The sequence below is a fragment of the Clostridium sp. CTA-19 genome (assembly GCF_054767855.1).
The window spans coordinates 94,552-112,830 of record NZ_BAAABH010000016.1; the positions used below are offsets into that span (position 1 = coordinate 94,552).

The window sequence follows — 18,279 nt, forward strand, 5'->3', positions numbered from 1 at the left end:
ATAAAATTAAAGATGTTTAAGTATTTTATTTTTTATATAACTTATAAAAAAGGTCATGGCGTAGTCATATATATAAAAACCTATTTCATAAACAACAACAAAAATTAAAATTGTTGATGGATTAATATTAAAAATTTCCAGTACTTGATTTTTAGAAATAAACAATATTGTTGAAATGTAATAAAATAATAAACAAGAAATATTAAAACATATAAATTTAAGTACAAGTTCTAAGTACAGCTTGTTTATGCCTTCTATTAAAAATTTTAGTAATCCATAAATTCCAAAAAATATAGTATATATAAGCCATATAGATTTTTGGGGAATCAAAAAATAGGAAAGAAGAGATACGGATATATATACCATAATAGAAGGTTTGAAGCCTATAGTTAAAATAGATATAGGAATTATAGCAGAGGCTATGCCTAATATAAATAATGTATTAAATGGTATAAAAGCCGTTAAGTATAAAATAATAATACTTAATGCAACATAAATTCCACCTTTAGTTATGATATCAGTTTTACTACTTGTCATTATTCATACCCCCTAAAAAATAAAGATAAGGCATATGAAAAGAAATAAGAAGCCAAAGATTTGAAGCATATTTGGTTTCTTATTTCTTTGATTATGCCTAAGAAGATTAAAATTAATCCTCTATTAACAACAACTTATTATGTCACCGCCACAGCACTCGCAACAAGTATCTAGTACCCATAATTTACATAATAAATCGCAGCAACCGTCGCTATCATGTGTAGTTTTTCTGTAATTACCCTTATATGAATTTTGTCTCATTGATAATTCATTTAATGCACGTTGATATTCGAAATTATTAGGGTCCATTCTACAAGCTTGGGATATTAGATTATATGCACTATCAAACCAATTTTTTCTTAAGTTAACCATTCCCATAAGGAAATGCCATTCTGCAGTTCTATTATTTATAGAATTTAATTTTTTTTCAGCACCAGAAATATTCCCTGAATTTAAGTCTGTTCTAATAGATTGGTAAAGTGAAAAATCATTTCCATTATTAGAGTAGTTTTGTGAATTAGAACTATTATAAGAACCTTGACTGTAGCTATTATGGCCATTGTTTTTAGTTAAAGAGTCATAGGCTTCATTAATTTCACGCATTTTTTCTTCTGCAAGTTCTCTTAATGGATTATTACCATATTGATCAGGATGATACTGTTTAGCTAACTTTCTATAAGCAGATTTTATTTCATCTTCTGTAGCATTTTCTTTAATGCCTAAAACTTCATATGGATTTCTCATTTTATTACACTCCTTGAATTTAGTCACATTTAATTAAATAATAAATAAATTATCTCTATACATTACAATTAGATAGATTATACAAAATATAAATTTGAAATTTTTTATATTATTTTTTTTTATGTGCTTTGATATTTTCTATTTTTTCCATCAATCCTAAATTTAAAATATTATCTAAAAGGTCTTTATTCTTTAATATAGGTAAGTCTGATAAATTACGTACACAACTTTCTGCGCTCATTATAAGATTAAACTCTATTCTATCTTTTATTAAATTAGAAAACTCATCGTAAGGTAGATTATCTTTATTAAAGGCTCTATTTATTGGATTGAATTTATTTTCAGACATATCTTTTTCTAGGTCATCGTATCCGTCTATTAAATATATAAAACGTCCTAAATTGTATCCTAGATTATATAAATTGTCCTTTAGATTTGTATCAGTAGAATATTCGCAAATTATAGTTGCAGTCAAATCTGCAAAAATATGAGAAACTTCATCTATATTTAAGATATCAGAGCTATTTTCTATTTTAGATAAATTTTTAAGATTATTTTCCATATAGTTTAAAAGGTAAACTTTTTTATCATCCTTTGTCTTTATATATCCTTTTAACCCCAAAGCTAATATTTTACTAGAGTTAGAATTATCATCTTGGAAATTATCTAAAAGTTTAAAATAAGATAAGGCTACGTTGCAAAAGGCAGCGTAATCCAGAGCATCATTATTTATAACTTTTAATCTTTTTTTCACAGGATGAGCAATGCAAACAGTAGGATTGAATTGAATTTTTTCATCATTTAAACTATCAAGTAAAATTGCTAAAAAAGTCATATCATAATTTAAAGTAAATCGAGGTAAATTACCAAAATTATTTTTTATAGATAAACATAAGCCACAGTAATATGCCTTAAATTTTTCGTAGTCTTTTACTTTAAGTTCCATTTTACAGGGGGTTACATATCCAAACATTATATACCTTTTAATCCTTTATCATCTTCAAGAATTTCATAAATTGTTTTAGATGTAGTGTCCTTCATTGAATATCCAAGTAAGCTAACAACTTCTATTATTTCATCTTCATAAGAAGACTCTATTTCTATGTAAGGAAAAGGACAGTAAGATTTATCATTTATATCTATTTCGATTAAAGTATTCTTATATTTATAGCTTTCTCTATATTTTTTTATAGATTCAATAAGTTCTAGACCAAGAGATTCGAAAATTCTCTTTCCTTCTTCTCCATTATCTATAAGAACTTCACATTCCTCCATAATTTTATATTTTTCTTGACTTAATAATTTTTTAGTAGTCATATAAGCTAGAGTTCTGCTATTTAAAATATCATTAACTTCTCTTATTCTAGCATATCCTTTAGCATTTAACATTCTTCTGTCATTAAAATCATATATATTATTTATTTGGTTTTCTTCTTTTACTTTTATAGCATTAATGTTATTTAATTTACGTCTAATATCATCAGTATTTATATGTATAATTCTTAATTCCATTTCTTGCATAAAGTTCACTCCTATTAATTAAAGTTATGGTAAAGTATGATATTAAAATATTTTAAGATTTTTTATATGAATTATTATAACACACTTAGAGTTTTATATATAAAATTATTCTTAACAAAATATGGGTATAAAGCAATGTTTATGAAAATATAATTATATACGAATATATAATTATATTATATATTTAAATTAAGGTATTTAAGTGACAATTAAAACTTATTTTTGAATAATATAACATTTTATACTAATATTTAAAATAAATAATTTTAAAAGTAGAATTAAGATGTTAATAGTAATAAAATAAAATTTCATAATAGTTAACTATGATGTAAAAATGTGTTATAATAATTATTAGTTAACAATATTTATTAATTAATAATATGGATTAATAAACCAAATTTTGAATTTTATGTGAGTGTATTTAGGGGGATAGAGTTTTATGTTAGGTATATCAAAATTAAAAACACAATTAAACTTATTAAAAGAATTTTATAAAGAAAAAAATATAAAAGGAATTGAAAATTTGAATGATTCAAGCAAAGATAGTGAAATTAAATTTCTTTGCAAAATTTTTAGAGTTATATTAAAAGTGGCATCAAAAGTTGAAAATTTAACTAAAGGAGTACTTGGATTATCTACAAAAATAAGCAATTTTAATGTAGAACTGGTACATTATGCAAAAGAGCTTAAAGATATATCAAATGGATTAAAGGAGTCCTCGGAGAATTTAGCAGCTGTTATAGAAGAAACTGGAGCTAGTATAGAGGAAGTATCTGCTGCTGTTTCTAGTAATACTGGAGCTTTAGAAAATATAATGAATAAAACAGGCTTTTTAGATGAAACATTAGAAAAAAGTAGTAGCACTTTAAAAGAGATATTAGAAGTAAATGGAGAAGTTACGGAAAATTCCTCTATTATGAAAAACAATATGGATAATTTATCTGTAGTAATAAATGAGATGAGAAATATATTAGATGGAATATACAATATAGCTGATAACACTAAGCTGTTAGCTTTAAATGCTAGTATAGAGGCAGCTAGAGCAGGTGAAAATGGAAGAGGATTTGCGGTTGTAGCAGAAGAAATAAGAAGTTTATCAGAAAACACAACTAATCAATTAGAAGTAATTCAAGATTTTGTTAATAAGATAGAGAATTCTTCAATAAAAAGTAGTGAAAGTGTTACTAATACTGTAGATTCTATAGAGAAACTAGAAGGTTATACAACTAAAATAGCTAATTCTTTTGATGAGAGTAAAAATGCAATAAAGAGTATAGTTACTAGTATAGAAAGTGTTACATATAATATGAGCGAGGTAAGTGCAGCAGTTGAGGAGATTAATGCAACTGTAGATGTAATAACTACAGATGGGAATAGGGTTAATGACATTTCAAGTATTATAGATGATAAAGCTTCAAATATAATGACTGTAGGATTGGAATTAGGAAAAATAGAAGATGAGGTCTCTGTATTAGCAAAGGTTAGTGGAGAAATAGGTAGTGAGGAAATATTTAAAATTTCTAATGATGATTTTATAAATAATATAGATTTAGCTATAATTGCTCATAAAAATTGGGTAAATAATGTTAAGGATATGGCAAAAAATATGAAAGTCATCCCATTGCAAATGGATGGCAGTAAATGTGGCTTTGGACATTTTTATAATTCTGTGCAGCCAGTAAATGAAAAAATTTTAGGTATTTGGACTAAGATAGATGAAACACATAGACAACTTCATAGTATGGGTCATGTAGTTGAAGAAAATATAGAAAGAGGGAATAGAAGTAATGCTGTAGATAACGCTAAGAAAGCTGAAAATTTATCTTTTGAAATAATAGGAAAACTGGAAGATATAAAAAATATAGCAATTGATTTAAAAAAAGAAAAAAATACCGTATTTTAAATATATAATAAAAAAGGTGTATTCAAAATGTCTATAGTAATTTTGAATACACCTTTTTAACTTAAATAATAGTTTTATAAGGCAATTATTTAAGTTCCAAAATCCAATTTTCACCATTTTCAAGGGTGCCTTGTTCAATAATAGTATTGTTAGTAGCAATTGGACTATTAGAAACTTTGAATGTGGCATATTTTTCACCTTTAATATTAATTTCATACGCATCACAATCTTGATTGTTTACAGGAGTAACAGCAAATCTATCACTTTTTAAAACTCCTGATACAATATTTTTAATTTGGTCATTATTATAATTAGACATAATAGCGCCCCCTTTTGTAATTAAGATCAAAAATATTTGAAAGGTTTAATCTATAATTAGATTTGTTTGGTATTAAATCCTTTAATTGTAACGAATTCATTTATAGAAAATTATAATACAATCTATAGAGTAATATTATAATAATATTTTTAACTAATTTTTATAAAATATAACAAAACATAAGGAGACCTTTAAAATTATTTTTCTTCATAGTTCATAATATGCTTCAAGATCATATTAATGCTACCATCACCATTACGTTTTATTTCAAATCTATTTAAATCCCTATAAGCTTCTTCTGAAATATATAAATCAAGATCTTTATCAATTTTTAATCTGATTCTTTTTAATTTCTTTTCTACCCATTCTTTATCTACAGTTATTTTTTCGCTAACACCTTGTTCTTTAGCAAAAGTTTTAAAACTTTCTTTTAATTCATCATTATCTTTAAAAGCTTCCTCAGAAAATTGATTTAAGTCTATATTTTCTTCTTTTAAAGATTGTTTTATATGACTTCGTACTTTTTCTTGATCTGAAGCATTTTCATTAAAATTATTTTTAGTCCATTTCTCCGCGATTTTAACGAAATTTTTAGTCATGTCACGCTCATTATCAATTACTTTACAACCTAAAAAATTGTCAATAAAGTAATTAGAGCCATAGTCTTCAGCATTTTTGTTTTTACTTTGTTTATCAATAATCATAAGATCAAATTCATTATCAGCATTGATAGTTTTGATAAAGGCACATTTCTGTATTCTAGAACTAGAAGAAGGTAAGCCTGTAAATTGAGGAATTATATCAATGCCTATTTTGTTGTCTACATATTCAATTGTATGCATGTAATTTTTTATATAATCCATTTTAAAAATACATATGAATAATCCGTATTCTGTAGTAAAGCTTACTGTAACTAAGTCACAGGATGGAATGTTTCCTTTTGAGCGCATAAGCATAAACATCTGTTTTGCAAATTCTTTAGATACATTTATAATGTTGTTTTCACCATTTAAAAATTCTTGAGAAAGTTCTTTTACTATATTTCTATCTTCAGAAAAAAAAGCATATTTTAACTCTTCATCCTTTAAGCAACGTTGTATATGTTTCATTAAAAAAGCATAAATTTCATCATTTAATTCTAAAGCAAATTCATTTAGAACAGGTTCATCACTATTATTATCTAAAACATGAATAACAGCTTCGATTATATTAATTTCTTTTATATATTGCAAAAAAATCACTCCTAAAAAATATATTAAAACCATATTTTATGTCTAAGATTTATTATAACAATTTTTATAGAAAGAAAACAAATAAATAAGGAATATAAAAAAGGTTTTAATGTTCAAATTATATTGAAAATTATATAGTTAATTTAAGTAAGATAATGTAACTTATTCATATTATTAATCATAACAATAATTATATAATGATAAATTTAGGTGATGTATATGAAAGACATTATAAATTATTTTTTTGGAATAAAAAGATTTATATCTATACTATTAACAATTACATTTTGTATTTTATCCATAAAAGGAAGTATAAGTGGGGAGCAATTTGTAACTATATTTGCGGTAATAATATCTTTCTATTTTGGACAATCTACAGCTAGAAAAGCTATATCAGACACTAAATCAATGATAGGAATAGATGATGTTAGCAAATTAGGTAGTGGAAAAGAAAATGATGATTTCACATCAGATTCATAGGGTTAAAATATGATTTAAAAATAACAAAAATATCATGGAATTCCATGATATTTTTGTTAGTATAAATTATAATAAAGTTAGTACAGGTTCTAAATGTATTTTCATAGTAAGGGAAATTTAGAACCTAATACTTTAAGAAGAAACATTATTAATAACTTTGATTAAAGTTATATTAAAATTAATTCATAGAATTTGCAGAACCTAAAACAGTATCTATTTTATTTTCAACTAAACTTTGAATATTTTTTCTTGCTTCCCCAAGATATTTTCTAGGGTCGAATTGACTAGGGTTTTCTGCTAGGTATTTTCTCACAGTTCCAGTCATTGCAAGTCTTATATCTGTATCCATGTTTATTTTGCATACTGACATAGATGAAGCCTTTCTAAGCATTTCTACAGGAACACCTTTTGCTCCATTTATTTCTCCACCATTGTCATTACACATCTTAACATAATTTTCATCAACAGATGATGCACCGTGTAAAACTATAGGGAAATTTTTGATTCCATCTTTTTCTAATTTTTTTGTTATAGTTTCTAATCTATCAAAATCTAACTTAGCTTCACCTTTGAACTTATAAGCACCGTGGCTTGTTCCAATAGCAATAGCTAATGAATCTACACCTGTTCTTTTTACAAAATCAACAGCTTGATCTGGGTCTGTATAGGTAGCTTCATGAGAAGCAACTTTAACCTCATCTTCAACACCAGCTAATTTTCCAAGCTCTGCTTCAACAACAACACCTCTTGCATGTGCATAGTCTACAACTTCTCTAGTAAGTCTAACGTTTTCTTCATATTCATAATGAGAACCATCAAACATTACTGAAGTAAATCCAACTTCTATACATTTTTTTACTAGCTCTAAAGAATCGCCGTGGTCTAAATGTAAAGCAATATCTAAATTACTTTCTTTAACTGCTGCATCTACTAGAGATTTTAAATAATCAGGTCTCATATATTTTAAAGCACTTCCAGAAACTTGAAGTATAACTGCAGAATTTTTAGTTTTACAACCGTCAACTATTCCTTGTACGATCTCCATATCATTAATATTAAAAGCACCAATGGCATATTTTCCTTGGAATGCTTTATTAAACATTTCTTTAGTAGTAACTAAAGCCATAATAACTCCACCTTTCACTATATAATTTTAATATGACTAAATATACATATGTTTTGAAATATATTATTATACTCTATATTTATGAATATGTATTTTGTCTTTTAAGATGGTAATTTTAATAACAAAATTTTCTTAAAATAATTATAACATAATTTTGTTATTTTGCTATACTAATTATTAAAAAAAATATAAAATTATAACACAAATTTATAAAAATATATCATAAATACGAAATAGAGTACAACAATAGAATCTAAAATATATTTTTTAATGTTATTTTTTCTTCATCTTTCATAGCTTCAATTAAACCCTTAATGGCATGAATTGTTGATAATGAATGTGATTTATCCTTTTCATTTATAAATTGAGTAGCTTTAAGTGTCTCAATATATAAATTATCTAAATGCTCATGATCAGAAAATAAGGATATAAATTGAATTGATTTTTCAAAATCATCTAGAAGCTTTAAAGAATTAATATAAGCATTATCCCATTGATTAAAAGCAATATATTCTTCAGTTTCAGTAGCTAAGTCAATTAGATATTCGCAGCTACTAATAGTATAGTTTGTAGAATAATATATCCCTATAAGCATTATAACAAAAATAGTTAAAGGTAAAATAAGTTTTTTCATTTTTTTACTCCCTTTTAAAAATTTTCATTTATTTTTTGTCTTTTTTATTATTATTTTTCATAAAATGTGATAGTCCATTTTTAATTTGGTTGCTTTCATTAATACTAGTATTATTATTAACAGTATCATTTTTGTCTTTACATTTTCCTACAGAGGTTGCATCGTGATCTACTTTTTGAGTTTTTTCTTGAATGAAAAATTTATCATTATCATATACAATAGCTATAAAAACATTTTTATAATCATCAATGTCATGTTTTCTAAGTTGTTTTTTTAACCAAGTTTCATTTTGATGAAGTTCAGATAAATTATATGTATTAATCACTCCGTCACTTACAACTATTAGGGGTAGAGGCTTATCTTTTATATCTACGTTTAAATGCTTAGGCGTAATTGGAGCAATACATTCCTTTGGCATAACAGAAATAGTTCCATTAGTTTCTAATATCGCATAGTGGATATCAGCAATATTAAAGTAGCCATTTAATCTTAATTCTTCTAATAAATCATCTAAATTAAATCTTTGATTTTTTAGTTCATCAATATCAACTTTCCCATCTTTGATAAGGATACTTGGTTCACCATTGAAAATACTTCTAATTTTTTCACTTTTAAGTTGTAAAAAAGAAGTTATAACTTGCAACATAACAATTGTTATTATAGGAACTACAGAATTTGTTAAAGGAATTCGATTGTCTTCCATAGGCAAAACCCCTAATTCAGAAATCATAAGAGCTGTAACTAAATCAAAAGGCTCTAGTTGACCTAACTGTCTTTTTCCCATAATTCTCATCATGAAAAGTAAAAAGAAGTAAAGTATTATTGTTCTTATTAACGAGATAATCAATTTTAATAACTGCCTCCCTTCTTATATTAATTATTATTATTTGGATTTTTTAATATTGGGTTTGAAAAATTTTAAATAACTACAGTTGCATTTATTTTTATCAACCGATAACAAAGATTTGATGAATAAACTTAAATATAACATTAGATTCCTATATAACTACATAGTTAAAAAACAATACATTTAGTGATAATATTTATATTAAGGACATAGCTAATAATATTGTGTGTTTAAAAAACAAAAATATTACTTTAAAATTAAAAAAACATTGTATTAATTTAAAAGAGTTATGAAGAAAAAAATATAGGTTAAAATAATATTAATTAATAAAAAAGTAGATGCAAAAAATATTAGCTTCAATATAATAGTAATATCTATTTATAAAATTTGAGTTAATTTAAGTTTACATTTTAGATTTTATAGAGGAAGTTTGGGGTGGTGTACATGAAAAAAATTAAATTGAAAATTTTAGATAGTTATATAGAAGAGTTTAATGAGGGGATTACAGGTCAAGAAATAGTAAGGAAATATAATTTAGATTTAGAAACTCCTATAGTATTATGTAGTATAAATAGTGAAAGGTTGGAACTTTCAAGTAAAATTATGGCAAGTGGAGATTTTAATGTTATAGGAATAGAAGATAAAATGGGGATGATGACTTATATAAGAACACTTCAATTTGTGTTAATAAAAGCTACTCTAGATATTTTTAAAGATAGTAAAATAACAATAGAACATTCATTAAGTAAAGGTATTTTTGGAGAGATTCATAAAAAAACAGAACTTAATATTGATGATATATATTTGATAAAAAACAGAATGAAGGAGCTAATAGAAAGGGATATTCCTATAAAAAAAATTTCTGTAGGCAAGGAAAAAGCACTAAATATTTTTAAAACCTATAATATGGATGATAAAATAAAACTCTTAAAGAGCATAAATCAAGAGACTGTGAAATTATATGAGTTAGATGGACGATATGATTATTTTTATGGACCTATGGCCTTTTCCACAGGTGCATTAAAAAAATTTGATTTAATGTATTATGACCCTGGGTTTATATTACGCTTTCCAATAGATGAGAAAACGTTTGAAATTCCATATTTTAAAAACTATAGACAGTTGTCTAATATGTTTTATGAAACAGAAAAATGGGCAAAATTAGTAGAAGTTGGAAATTGTGGTACATTAAATGAAGTTATCCAAAAAGGAGATATAGTAAATTTAATAAGAATTTGCGAAGCGTATCAAGAAAAAAAAATTGGAAAAATTGCAGATGAAATTTGCAAGAATAAGAGAACGAATATTGTGTTAATTGCAGGGCCGTCTTCTTCTGGTAAAACAACTTTTGCTAAAAGATTAGGAATTCAATTGGAAGTGAATGGTGTGAAACCTGTTCCTATATCACTAGATGATTATTTTGTAAATAGAGAACAGACACCTTTAGATGAATATGGAGAATACGACTTTGAATCAATTTATGCATTAGATTTAAGTTTGTTTAATGATCATATAAAAATGTTATTAAATGGATGTGAAATTGAGATACCAAATTTTAATTTTAAAACAGGAAAAAGAGAATGGATAGGTAATAAAATGAAACTTCCCGAAGACGGAGTTTTAATTGTCGAAGGCATACATGGTTTAAACGAACTCTTAACCACTTCAATTGAAAAAGAAAGAAAATTTAAAATTTACATTAGCCCATTGACACAACTTAATTTAGATGACCATAATAGAATAGCAACGACTGATATGAGAATAATAAGACGAATAGTTAGAGATTATTTATCACGAGGTTGTGATGCAGAACGAACATTGAAAATGTGGCCGTCAATAAGAAGAGGAGAAGAAAAAAATATATTTGTATTTCAAGAAGATGCAGATATTATGTTTAATTCCTCACTTATGTATGAGTTGGCTGTATTAAAGAAATATGCATTAGAACAACTTTTACAAATAGATAGTAATAGTAGTGTATACTATGAGGCTAAAAGATTAATAAGCTTTTTAAATTTTTTTAAAGATATCGATGAGAAGCTAGTTCCTAATAATTCCATTATAAGAGAGTTTATAGGAAGCAGTTGTTTTTATCAATATTAAAATGTGATTTAAGGAGATGCACGGTATTTTTCCTTGCATTTCCTTTGTAAATTAAATTAAAAAGTATTAAAATATTCTTGAAAGATGATTTGTTAAGTTTTAAACTATTGAATAGTTCAAAAATAAAAAACGATACAAATTTCTATGTTTTAACTAAAAACAAGGAATTTATTATAAATTTATTACCACAAAGCAATGTAGGAGGAAATATATGAAGAATTATAGTGCTTTTGACATTTTAGGACCTATAATGATAGGACCATCTAGTTCGCACACTGCAGGTGCGGCTAGACTTGCAAAGATTGCAGCAAAAATAGGTGGAGAAAATATAAAGAAGGTTAGATTTTTACTACATGGTTCTTTTGCTAAAACTTACAAGGGTCACGGAACAGATAAGGCTTTAGTAGCTGGAATATTAGGTATGGATCCAAAAGATGAAAGATTAAGAACATCTATGGAAATAGCTAAAGAAAAAGGTTTAGAGTATACTTTCGAGGAAGTAGATTTAGGTGAAGATGTTCATCCAAATACTGTTAAATTTATATTAACTACAGATAAAGGGAATGATGTTACTGTTGTAGGATCATCTATCGGTGGTGGAAATATAGAGATATTTGAAGTTGAAGGACAAAGTTTAAGATTTACTGGGGAATATCCAACACTTATAATAAATCATACAGATACACCAGGTATGATTTATAAAGTGACAACTATACTTTATAAAGAAGATATAAGCATTGCATCAATGAATGTTTATAGAAAGATTAAAGGATTAGCAGCTGCTATGGTTGTTGAAGTAGATCATATAATAGATAGTAAAATAATAGACAGTATAAAAGCTATTGAAGGTATAACTAGTGTTGATCAAATAGTACCGCCTAAGGAAGGAGAATAAACCATGTTTGTAAATACTGCATTAGAAGTAATAGAAATTTGTGAAAAAGAAAATATTAGCATTGCTGAGTACACTATAAGACAAGAAATAGAATTTACAGGTATTAGTCGTGAAGAGGCAATGAAAAAAATGACTAATAATCTAGAAGTAATGAAAAAAGCAGCTCAAGAGGCTATGGATAGAGAAGTTATATCTGTTAGTGGATTAATCGGTGGAGATGCTGTTAAAATTAAAAAATATTTAGAAAACAATGAAACTTTATGTGGAGATGTTATGATTAAGGCTATGGCTAGAGCATTATCTACATCAGAAATAAATGCGGCTATGGGAAAAATAGTTGCTGCACCAACAGCAGGCAGTTGTGGTATAGTTCCTGGAGTTGTGTTAACAGCTGCAGAAAAATTGAATAAATCAGATGAAGATATAATAATGGCTTTATACTCTGCATCAGGCGTAGGTGTATTAATAGCTAAAAATGCTACATTAGCTGGAGCAGAAGGTGGATGTCAAGCTGAATGTGGAAGTGCAGCGTCAATGGCTGCAGCAGCAGTTGTTGAAATGATGGGTGGAACTCCAAAAATGGCATTTGATGCTGCTGCAATAGTTATTAAAAATGTAGAAGGTTTAGTTTGTGACCCAATAGCAGGGTTAGTTGAAATTCCATGCGCAAAAAGAAACATTGCGGGAGCAGTAAGTGCTTTAACAACTGCAGAACTTGCAATGGCTGGGGTAGAAAGTAAAATTCCATTTGATGATTGTATAGCTGCAATGTACAAAATTGGAAGAGAAATGCCAGCTGCATTAAGAGAAACCGCATTAGGCGGACTTGCAGTAACTCCATGTGGATTAAAATTAAGAAAGAAAGCTTTAAAAGAAGATTAGTAGTACATAATTTAAAGTAAAAAACTCTATTAGCAATTGCTAATAGAGTTTTTTTTGTGTCATTTTGTCAAATATTGAATAGTTTATTAATAGAATAATATCTATAATATTGAAGTCTATGTTATAAAATTAACAGTATCAAGGAAATAATATAATATTTTAAGTTAAACTTTTAATTTATATAGGGTTCTAAGATGAATTTTAAATTTATGCATTTATCAAATGAGAAAATTTAAGATTAACATCATACTAATAGGTGACAGCGTATTTTTTCTTAACTAATAACAAAAGTTTGATGAATAAATTTAAGTTTGAACTTATATCCCTGTACGGAGTGCCAAGTTGGCTTTAAAAATTGTTTATTTAAGAACTGGGATACCCAAAATAGTGAGACATGCGAAGAAACACTTAAAGTTCAACACTGTATTTTGTATAAAAATATTTTAAAGTTATTGAATAAATTTAAATACAAGCTTGTTTCCCTATATCTTTAAAAGGTACGAATTTTTCATGCAAATAAAAAACTATATTAAATTAAACTGTAAAATAAGAATCCTATTTTAAAATATGAAATAAAATTTTTAGCTTAAATTAGTAATTATAAAAAATGAAATCTGTAAAAAAATAAGTACAAGCTACGGAAAATATAGGGTTCCTTTTAAAAAGTTTAATAAGGGGGGCACAATGGAAGCTAAGGATAGAAATATGTATAAGAATTTAAGTTTACTAAAATTTATTCTGTCAATTGTGATAGCGATAATATTAATATTTATAAATACATCATCTTTTATTTTAAACTTGTTTTTATATTCATGTGCTATGGTACCACTAGCTATATTGTTAGGAAATGAGACATCAAAAATAACTTACTATATCGGTGAAAAAAAAGGTGGATTGTTAGCTGCTACAGTAGGAAATCTTCCAGAACTTATGATGGGGCTGTGGTCCATAAGATATGGAATGGTAGCTATGGCGCAAGCAGGACTTATGGGAGCTGTAATAACAAATTTATTGTTAGGATTAGGAATTTCTATAATTTGTGGTGGAATGAAATATAAAGAACAAACATTCAATAAAACAATGGCAAGAACTAACTTTAATTTATTATTTGTGGCTATAGCTTCAATAATAATAATAAGTTCACTTCAAGGAAATACTTTGTTAGAAGATAATCAAATAGCAATTGTAAGTTCTATTGTGTCCGTGGTATTAATAATCATATATATACTTGGACTGATATTTTCTCTATATACCCATAAAAATTTATTTTTAGCATCAGATGGAGAAAACAAAGAATCAGAGAAAAAAATATCTAAGGAATGTGTTGTGATTTTTATTAAAATACTAATAATATCAGTTTTACTTTATTTTATAAGTGAAAAACTAATATTAAATGTAAATATTATTGTAAATAATTATAAAATATCACAGGAATTTATAGGAATAGTTTTAATACCATTGCTTGGAAGTTTTGGAGAGAATGCTACAAGTATAGTTTGTGCTTTAAATAATAAAATAGACTGTAGTCTTGAAACCGCAATAGGTTCAAGTATACAAATAGCATTATTTGTTATACCACTTTTAATAATTATATCGCTTTTTATGGGTCTTAATATGACTTTAGTTTTTTCGAATTTCCAAATAATAATGCTTATAATAGCATTAGCTATATCTTATTTTGTATTTCAAGATGGTAAAACTTATTGGATAGAAGGGGTAATACTGACATCAACTTATGTGATTATAACTATAGCTTACTATTATATAGGATAATTATAGCGTTTTAATATGAAATTTTAATTTACACTTTTATAAAGTGGGTAGTTTTCACTAACAACTATTCACTTTATACTTGTGACTATTCATTAGCTAGTGGTTTAATATGATTTAAAAATGCCTAAGTATATAAATATATAAATATATATCATAAATAATTATAATTACTAATATATTAAGAGTATAACTACTAAAGTAAGGTGATGATATGAGTCATAGAAGAGTAATAGATGAGTATTATAAAGATATAACTAATTTAACTACACTATTAAATTCTACTAGTAATGCGTATAGGTTATTAGTAGCTTCAGCAAATGATTATAACAATATGGCTCTTGCTAAAAAGGCTGAAGTTAAAGATGCATTAAAAAGATCAAATGAATTAGGAAAAGTTATAGATAATATTATAGATTCATTAGATTATACAGTTAAGTGCTATAACAGATATATGAATACAAAATCAGATGCTATAGGACAAATATCTAATAGTACTTTTGTTGGAATAGAACTTGAAAATCAACTAAAAAGAACTGAATAGAAATACATAAAATTATAAAAAAGGCATGATTTTATTAAAATCATGCTTTTTAAGGTATATTTGATTATTAGATTGAAATATGTAAACTTTTTTAATCTACATCAAATTTATATGTTTAATATTAAATTTAAATGTTATCTCTTTTTTATTTGTAATTTGCTAACCATAAGTCCAGAAAAAATAATCATTAATATTACTGAAAAAGACATTGGTGGTATATTGTTTTCAATAAATAAAGCATATACTGCAATAAAACTTCCTGCTATTGTAATGGGTATGCCAGTAAATACATTATTAAAAGCAGCTGTTGTATTATAACGAGCAAGCCTATAAGCTCCAGCAACAGGAAATATTATTAGTGTAATATAACCTATCATACCCAATGAAGATAATCCACATAGTGTAAATATTAATAAAGAAGGAGCAACACCAAAAGAAACTAAGTCAGCTAAAGAATCAAGTTCTTTTCCTAAAGGGCTGTCTACTCCAAGAAATCTCGCCACTGTTCCATCATATCTATCAAATACACCAGCTAACAATATAAGTGCTGCTGCAACTTTAAAATTACCCTGCATAGTAAATTGAATTGATAGGACACCACAAATCAAGTTGCCAAATGTAAGACTGTTTGGTATGAACGATTTTTGCATAAAATCACCTCTCAAATTGAATTGATTTTTAATGTAGAAAAAAGTCTATTAAAAATATTATAGCAAGGACTATTATACTATAAATAAATTTAAATTTATATATAATAAGATTTTAAATTAAAAATAAAAAATTTAAAATTTTGTAATACCCTTGAGAAAAGTATTAGTAAAGGTTAAAATTATACCGTGATAAATTATTTGAATTTAGAAAAAACTAATGCTTATAAATTAAAATAAATGTAGTGTACATAAAAATAGAAAACTGAAAATGGCTTAGAGGAGGATATTATGAAAAAAGTGAAGTTTATTTATAATCCTTATTCTGGTGAAAATTCTATATTGGAAGAATTGGATACAGTTATTAGGATACATCAACAATATGGATTTGTCGTTGAGCCATATAGAATAGAAAGGGAAGAACCTATCTCTCAAGCTTTTGCTAATATAGATGAAAGTTTTGAGTATATATTAATAGCTGGTGGGGATGGAACTATAGATTCTGTAGTAAATCAAATAAAAAAAAGAGATATCGATTTACCAATAGGTGTGTTACCAGTTGGAACAGCTAATGATTTTGCAAAAAATATTGTAGGAATGCCAGAAGATGTTGAAAAATCATTACATCAAATATTAAATAGTAAAGAAAAGTATTTAGATTTAGGAAAAGTAAATGAAAAGTATTTTGTTAATGTAGCAAGTACAGGGATTTTTACGGATGTGTCACAAAAGACTGATTTACATTTGAAAAATACTATGGGAAAGATGGCTTATTATATAAAGGGATTAGAGGAAATACCTAATATAAGAAAATTAGGTGTAAAAGTTGAGTCATCAAATGTTACTTTTGATGGAACAATGTATTTAATGCTTATATTTAATGGTAAGACCGCAGGAAATTTACGATTAGCACAATCTTCAGAAGCTGATGATGGCCTTTTAGATGTAATTATAATAAAAAGCGATATAATGAAAAATGCATTAAATAATTTGCTTATTATGCTTAAAAAAAGGGGTATATACGAAATGGATGGAGTAATGTGTTTTAAAACAGATGAATTAACAGTACATTGTGAAGAAGATATAGCTACAGATATAGATGGTGAGCCAGGTCCACAATTTCCACTAAGAATAACTTGTGAAAAAAAAGCAATTAAAGTACTAGGTTATATTTATGAAATATAGAAAAACATCTCAAAATTACTAATTAATTTTGAGATGTTTTTATTTTAAAATAAAAAAACCTATTAGAACCCTATAAATTGTCATAAGTAAACATCAATTTCAATATAATCTATTAAAGAATTTTAATTGGAAAGAAAGTTAAAAAAGTTTTAAGTTAATCAGGTTATTGATTAAGAAAAATATAATAAGAAGTTAGATATATTTTCTATAAAGATGAATGTGATTTATGGTTAGGGGGGATAAAATGGATTATATTTATTTAGGATTATTATTTGTTATGATTTTATTGGTTTATGAAGGAATAACAACATCTTTATGTTATGCACCTAAAAAGATAAAATATATAACGTTATGTGCACTTATATTAGTTTTATTAAGGTATATATCATTAATAGTACTTTTTATAAATGAAAGACCGTTATATTTATATATGTTAAAACCTATAATGTTTTTAGAAATTATATATATACCAATAATAGGGTTTATAACAATATATATGTTATCAAGAAATGAAAAAATTAAATTAAGTTATTTTTATATGTTACTAGTTGTTTTTACAGGGGTTTATCTTTTGGTAACAATAAAATCACCAATAAATACAAATATATCTGATGTTTATGGGTATATAATAACATTGAAGAAGGATTATGGATTATATATAGTTTTATCTATTATAAATACAATATATTTAATTGTATCAATAAAAGCATATAGTTTTAAGTATTCTAATAAAATAGGAATAACTTTTAGTATTATATCAGCATTGACCATGATAATAACAATATTAATAAGTTTATTAGGAAGTTTTTTCTTTGGTGTGAAATTAATAGGGGAACTCTTTTGGGTAATAACTTTAGTATATTCTTTATCTAAGTTTAAGAAAAAATTTAAAATAAATTAAAACAAAAAC

Annotated in this window: 18 protein-coding genes and 1 pseudogene; 9 read left to right on the forward strand and 10 right to left on the reverse strand. The window is 25.8% G+C overall.

Annotated elements, in window-relative coordinates; genetic code table 11:
* Positions 1-6: 6 nt before the first annotated feature.
* From ACYUE0_RS10400 to ACYUE0_RS10415, 4 genes are all read right to left on the reverse strand, one after another.
* The gene (locus tag ACYUE0_RS10400) at positions 7-537 is read right to left on the reverse strand and encodes a hypothetical protein (protein WP_199869084.1); all 531 of its coding nucleotides are present in this window, start codon (positions 535-537) and stop codon (positions 7-9) included.
* A 123-nt stretch (positions 538-660) separates the two neighbouring features.
* Complete coding sequence (locus ACYUE0_RS10405; protein WP_061994116.1) at positions 661-1,281, reverse strand: J domain-containing protein; 621 nt, start codon at positions 1,279-1,281, stop codon at positions 661-663.
* 109 nt (positions 1,282-1,390) lie between these two features.
* Positions 1,391-2,254, reverse strand: coding sequence for a DUF5685 family protein (locus ACYUE0_RS10410; RefSeq protein WP_460270482.1), 864 nt, complete (start codon positions 2,252-2,254; stop codon positions 1,391-1,393).
* Positions 2,254-2,802, reverse strand: a complete 549-nt coding sequence (locus tag ACYUE0_RS10415) for a class IV adenylate cyclase (protein ID WP_460270483.1) — start codon at positions 2,800-2,802, stop codon at positions 2,254-2,256. The genes ACYUE0_RS10410 and ACYUE0_RS10415 overlap by 1 nt, the downstream gene beginning before the upstream one ends.
* A 439-nt stretch (positions 2,803-3,241) precedes the next feature.
* Between ACYUE0_RS10415 and ACYUE0_RS10420 the strand changes: the two genes are divergently transcribed.
* A complete protein-coding gene (locus tag ACYUE0_RS10420; protein WP_460270484.1) occupies positions 3,242-4,705 on the forward strand; it encodes a methyl-accepting chemotaxis protein in 1,464 nt (487 codons plus the stop codon).
* An 85-nt stretch (positions 4,706-4,790) separates the two neighbouring features.
* On the opposite strand, the gene ACYUE0_RS10425 is transcribed toward ACYUE0_RS10420, so the two are convergent.
* Positions 4,791-5,024 (reverse strand): hypothetical protein, encoded by a 234-nt coding sequence (locus ACYUE0_RS10425; protein WP_061994112.1) that lies wholly within the window; start codon positions 5,022-5,024, stop codon positions 4,791-4,793.
* 197 nt (positions 5,025-5,221) lie between these two features.
* Positions 5,222-6,256 carry a nucleoid-associated protein gene (locus tag ACYUE0_RS10430; protein WP_061994111.1) on the reverse strand — a complete coding sequence of 345 codons (1,035 nt, stop codon included), beginning with the start codon at positions 6,254-6,256 and terminating at the stop codon, positions 5,222-5,224.
* 219 nt (positions 6,257-6,475) lie between these two features.
* Between ACYUE0_RS10430 and ACYUE0_RS10435 the strand changes: the two genes are divergently transcribed.
* On the forward strand, positions 6,476-6,736 hold the full coding sequence (locus tag ACYUE0_RS10435; protein ID WP_061994110.1) for a hypothetical protein: 261 nt from the start codon (positions 6,476-6,478) through the stop codon (positions 6,734-6,736).
* Positions 6,737-6,914: 178 nt separating this feature from the next.
* Here ACYUE0_RS10435 and fba read toward each other — a convergent pair whose 3' ends face one another.
* The 3 genes and pseudogenes from fba to ACYUE0_RS10450 all read right to left on the reverse strand — a co-directional run.
* Entirely contained in the window at positions 6,915-7,862 is a 948-nt protein-coding gene (fba, locus tag ACYUE0_RS10440; protein WP_061994109.1) for a class II fructose-1,6-bisphosphate aldolase, read from the reverse strand.
* A gap of 253 nt (positions 7,863-8,115) precedes the next feature.
* The gene (locus ACYUE0_RS10445) at positions 8,116-8,496 is read right to left on the reverse strand and encodes a DUF4363 family protein (RefSeq protein WP_061994108.1); all 381 of its coding nucleotides are present in this window, start codon (positions 8,494-8,496) and stop codon (positions 8,116-8,118) included.
* A 181-nt stretch (positions 8,497-8,677) separates the two neighbouring features.
* A pseudogene (locus tag ACYUE0_RS10450) lies at positions 8,678-9,292 on the reverse strand (DUF421 domain-containing protein); the annotation flags it as partial.
* 495 nt (positions 9,293-9,787) lie between these two features.
* On the opposite strand from ACYUE0_RS10450, the gene ACYUE0_RS10455 reads away from it, so the two are divergent.
* The 5 genes from ACYUE0_RS10455 to ACYUE0_RS10475 all read left to right on the forward strand — a co-directional run bounded on the left by ACYUE0_RS10455 (position 9,788) and on the right by ACYUE0_RS10475 (position 15,537).
* The gene (locus ACYUE0_RS10455) at positions 9,788-11,446 is read left to right on the forward strand and encodes a nucleoside kinase (RefSeq protein WP_460270486.1); all 1,659 of its coding nucleotides are present in this window, start codon (positions 9,788-9,790) and stop codon (positions 11,444-11,446) included.
* Between the two features lie 211 nt (positions 11,447-11,657).
* Positions 11,658-12,341: an L-serine ammonia-lyase, iron-sulfur-dependent subunit beta gene (gene sdaAB, locus ACYUE0_RS10460; protein WP_199869096.1), complete on the forward strand. Its 684-nt coding sequence runs from the start codon at positions 11,658-11,660 to the stop codon at positions 12,339-12,341.
* Positions 12,342-12,344: 3 nt separating this feature from the next.
* The gene (gene sdaAA / locus ACYUE0_RS10465; RefSeq protein ID WP_199869097.1) at positions 12,345-13,223 is read left to right on the forward strand and encodes an L-serine ammonia-lyase, iron-sulfur-dependent, subunit alpha; all 879 of its coding nucleotides are present in this window, start codon (positions 12,345-12,347) and stop codon (positions 13,221-13,223) included.
* 684 nt (positions 13,224-13,907) lie between these two features.
* Positions 13,908-14,996 carry a calcium/proton exchanger gene (gene cax / locus ACYUE0_RS10470; RefSeq protein WP_199869098.1) on the forward strand — a complete coding sequence of 363 codons (1,089 nt, stop codon included), beginning with the start codon at positions 13,908-13,910 and terminating at the stop codon, positions 14,994-14,996.
* A 211-nt stretch (positions 14,997-15,207) separates the two neighbouring features.
* Complete coding sequence (locus tag ACYUE0_RS10475) at positions 15,208-15,537, forward strand: hypothetical protein (protein WP_061994104.1); 330 nt, start codon at positions 15,208-15,210, stop codon at positions 15,535-15,537.
* A 134-nt stretch (positions 15,538-15,671) separates the two neighbouring features.
* Here the strand turns inward: ACYUE0_RS10475 and pssA are convergent, their stop codons facing one another.
* Positions 15,672-16,187 carry a CDP-diacylglycerol--serine O-phosphatidyltransferase gene (gene pssA / locus ACYUE0_RS10480; protein ID WP_061994103.1) on the reverse strand — a complete coding sequence of 172 codons (516 nt, stop codon included), beginning with the start codon at positions 16,185-16,187 and terminating at the stop codon, positions 15,672-15,674.
* A gap of 288 nt (positions 16,188-16,475) precedes the next feature.
* On the opposite strand from pssA, the gene ACYUE0_RS10485 reads away from it, so the two are divergent.
* Both ACYUE0_RS10485 and ACYUE0_RS10490 read left to right on the forward strand, forming a co-directional pair.
* Entirely contained in the window at positions 16,476-17,369 is an 894-nt protein-coding gene (locus ACYUE0_RS10485) for a YegS/Rv2252/BmrU family lipid kinase (protein ID WP_199869104.1), read from the forward strand.
* Between the two features lie 244 nt (positions 17,370-17,613).
* A complete protein-coding gene (locus tag ACYUE0_RS10490) occupies positions 17,614-18,270 on the forward strand; it encodes a hypothetical protein (RefSeq protein WP_199869105.1) in 657 nt (218 codons plus the stop codon).
* Positions 18,271-18,279: the final 9 nt, after the last annotated feature.

What these genes read in the sequence shown, in the direction of transcription:
- fba (WP_061994109.1), bottom strand. Translation starts at nt 7,862, where the DNA reads ATGGCTTTAGTTACTACTAAAGAAATGTTTAATAAAGCATTCCAAGGA.
- ACYUE0_RS10490 (WP_199869105.1), top strand. Translation starts at nt 17,614, where the DNA reads ATGGATTATATTTATTTAGGATTATTATTTGTTATGATTTTATTGGTT.
- ACYUE0_RS10455 (WP_460270486.1), top strand. Translation starts at nt 9,788, where the DNA reads ATGAAAAAAATTAAATTGAAAATTTTAGATAGTTATATAGAAGAGTTT.
- ACYUE0_RS10410 (WP_460270482.1), bottom strand. Translation starts at nt 2,254, where the DNA reads ATGTTTGGATATGTAACCCCCTGTAAAATGGAACTTAAAGTAAAAGAC.
- pssA (WP_061994103.1), bottom strand. Translation starts at nt 16,187, where the DNA reads ATGCAAAAATCGTTCATACCAAACAGTCTTACATTTGGCAACTTGATT.
- ACYUE0_RS10415 (WP_460270483.1), bottom strand. Translation starts at nt 2,802, where the DNA reads ATGCAAGAAATGGAATTAAGAATTATACATATAAATACTGATGATATT.
- ACYUE0_RS10425 (WP_061994112.1), bottom strand. Translation starts at nt 5,024, where the DNA reads ATGTCTAATTATAATAATGACCAAATTAAAAATATTGTATCAGGAGTT.
- ACYUE0_RS10400 (WP_199869084.1), bottom strand. Translation starts at nt 537, where the DNA reads ATGACAAGTAGTAAAACTGATATCATAACTAAAGGTGGAATTTATGTT.
- ACYUE0_RS10420 (WP_460270484.1), top strand. Translation starts at nt 3,242, where the DNA reads ATGTTAGGTATATCAAAATTAAAAACACAATTAAACTTATTAAAAGAA.
- ACYUE0_RS10435 (WP_061994110.1), top strand. Translation starts at nt 6,476, where the DNA reads ATGAAAGACATTATAAATTATTTTTTTGGAATAAAAAGATTTATATCT.
- sdaAA (WP_199869097.1), top strand. Translation starts at nt 12,345, where the DNA reads ATGTTTGTAAATACTGCATTAGAAGTAATAGAAATTTGTGAAAAAGAA.
- cax (WP_199869098.1), top strand. Translation starts at nt 13,908, where the DNA reads ATGGAAGCTAAGGATAGAAATATGTATAAGAATTTAAGTTTACTAAAA.
- ACYUE0_RS10485 (WP_199869104.1), top strand. Translation starts at nt 16,476, where the DNA reads ATGAAAAAAGTGAAGTTTATTTATAATCCTTATTCTGGTGAAAATTCT.
- ACYUE0_RS10445 (WP_061994108.1), bottom strand. Translation starts at nt 8,496, where the DNA reads ATGAAAAAACTTATTTTACCTTTAACTATTTTTGTTATAATGCTTATA.
- ACYUE0_RS10405 (WP_061994116.1), bottom strand. Translation starts at nt 1,281, where the DNA reads ATGAGAAATCCATATGAAGTTTTAGGCATTAAAGAAAATGCTACAGAA.
- sdaAB (WP_199869096.1), top strand. Translation starts at nt 11,658, where the DNA reads ATGAAGAATTATAGTGCTTTTGACATTTTAGGACCTATAATGATAGGA.
- ACYUE0_RS10475 (WP_061994104.1), top strand. Translation starts at nt 15,208, where the DNA reads ATGAGTCATAGAAGAGTAATAGATGAGTATTATAAAGATATAACTAAT.